The sequence below is a fragment of the Kineococcus vitellinus genome, from assembly GCF_009906315.1.
GTDB classification, from domain to species: domain Bacteria; phylum Actinomycetota; class Actinomycetes; order Actinomycetales; family Kineococcaceae; genus Kineococcus; species Kineococcus vitellinus.
On the sequence record NZ_JAAALL010000443.1, the window covers coordinates 827 to 2,464 of the forward strand.

The 1,638-nt window shown below is 76.3% G+C and carries 2 protein-coding genes; both read right to left on the reverse strand.

The features are described from left to right. Positions 1-271: 271 nt before the first annotated feature. Complete coding sequence (locus tag GTQ99_RS22170) at positions 272-442, reverse strand: DUF1059 domain-containing protein (RefSeq protein WP_166617850.1); 171 nt, start codon at positions 440-442, stop codon at positions 272-274. Between the two features lie 116 nt (positions 443-558). Next, a partial coding sequence (locus GTQ99_RS22175) for an EAL domain-containing protein (RefSeq protein WP_166617851.1) occupies positions 559-1,638 on the reverse strand: 1,080 nt, incomplete at its 5' end.

The window sequence follows — 1,638 nt, forward strand, 5'->3', positions numbered from 1 at the left end:
GGCCTCTCCCGCCGCTACGTCGTCGGCCGGGTCGAGCAGAGCCTGCGCCGGCCGCGCACCGACCGCATCGACGTCCACGGCGCGCACTTCCCCGACCCGCACACCCGCCGGAGCAGACGCTCGCGGCCTACGACGACCTGATCCGGCAGGGCGAGCTGCGTTCCGTTCGATCGCCCCGTACGCCCAGCTGCACGGTGGGCCGCTGGCCGACCTGCCCGTGCTGGAGCGGGAGGTCGCCGGCGGGAGGGCAGCGGGCCCGCGCCCGCGGTTCTCAGGCGTCGACCACCGCGTCCCGCACCTGCAGCACGAGCTCCTGGGGGACCTCGTCCAGGCCGTGGTCGGCGCGGGCGTGGGCGGCCACGGCCAGCAGGATCTCGTCGGTGGAGCCGGTGAAGGCGCGGGTGCAGCCGGGCACCACGTCACCGCAGCGGAACTTCTTCACGTCTGTCTCCTCGGGTGCGATCACGTCACCGCTGACCGCCTCGGGCGAGGAGTTCAGCTCACTGCTCGTTCGGGTCCCGGCGGGCGCGCCTTGAGCCCGCGGGCACCCGAACCCGCTCAGCGGGTGCGGGCCAGGCCCAGCAGCAGGGCGGCGTGGGTGACGATCCCGACGACGGCGCCCTGGCCGTCGGTGCACACCAGCGGGGCGGTCAGGTCGGCGCTGTGGCGGGTGGCCGCCCGGCGGGCGACCTCGGGCAGCGAGGCGGAGGGCGCCACCAGCAACGGGGTGCACCAGCGCAGCGGGTCGCCCGGGCCGCTGCCGCCGCAGCGCACCGCCTTCACCCGTCCGTCGGCGCCCAGCAGCACCTCGGCGGTGGCGGGGTCGGTGCCCACCCGCGCGGGGCGCACCAGGGAGAGCACGTGCTCCTCCAGCTGGGAGGCGGCGGCGGTGCGCTGGATGCGGCGCACCACCTCCTCGCCCAGGGCGGGCAGCATCACCGGTGCGGGGCGGGCCAGCGCGAAGCCCTGGCCGAGGGCCACGCCGAGTCCGACGACGGTGTCCAGCTCGGCCGGGGTCTCGATGCCCTCGGCCAGCACCCAGCCGTCCATGCGCCCCACCAGGTCGCCCAGCACCTCCAGCAGGGCGCGCTTGACGGGGTCGGCGTCGATGCCGGTGATCAGCTCCCGGTCGAGCTTGACGACGTGCGGGCGCAGCGCCAGCAGCTGGCTGAGGCCCGCGTAGCCGGTGCCGGCGTCGTCCATGGCGATCATGGCGCCGCGCTCGCGCAGCGCGGACAGCACGCGGTGCAACCCGGCGGGGTCGTCGGCCAGGGAGTGCTCGGTGAGCTCGACGACCAGGCGGCTCAGGTCGGCGTGCTCGAGCAGGGCGCCGGCGACGCGCTCGTCGGTGAGCAGGTGGGGCTCGACGTTGACGGTCAGGAAGGTGTCGGGGGGCAGCACGGCGCGCATGGCCACCGCGGTGCCCAGGACCCGGGACTGCAGGGCCGCGTTGAGGCCCCAGTGCTCGGCGGCGGCGAACCAGCGGTCGGGGGAGGCGCCGGCGAGGGCGGCGTCCACGTGCTCGCCGGAGAAGCGGGAGAGGGCCTCGTAACCCGCGACGGCGCCGCTGGTGAGCTCGACGACGGGCTGGGTGTGCAGGGCGAGGGCGGCCGGCTCGCGCAGCACGCGCTGCAGGGC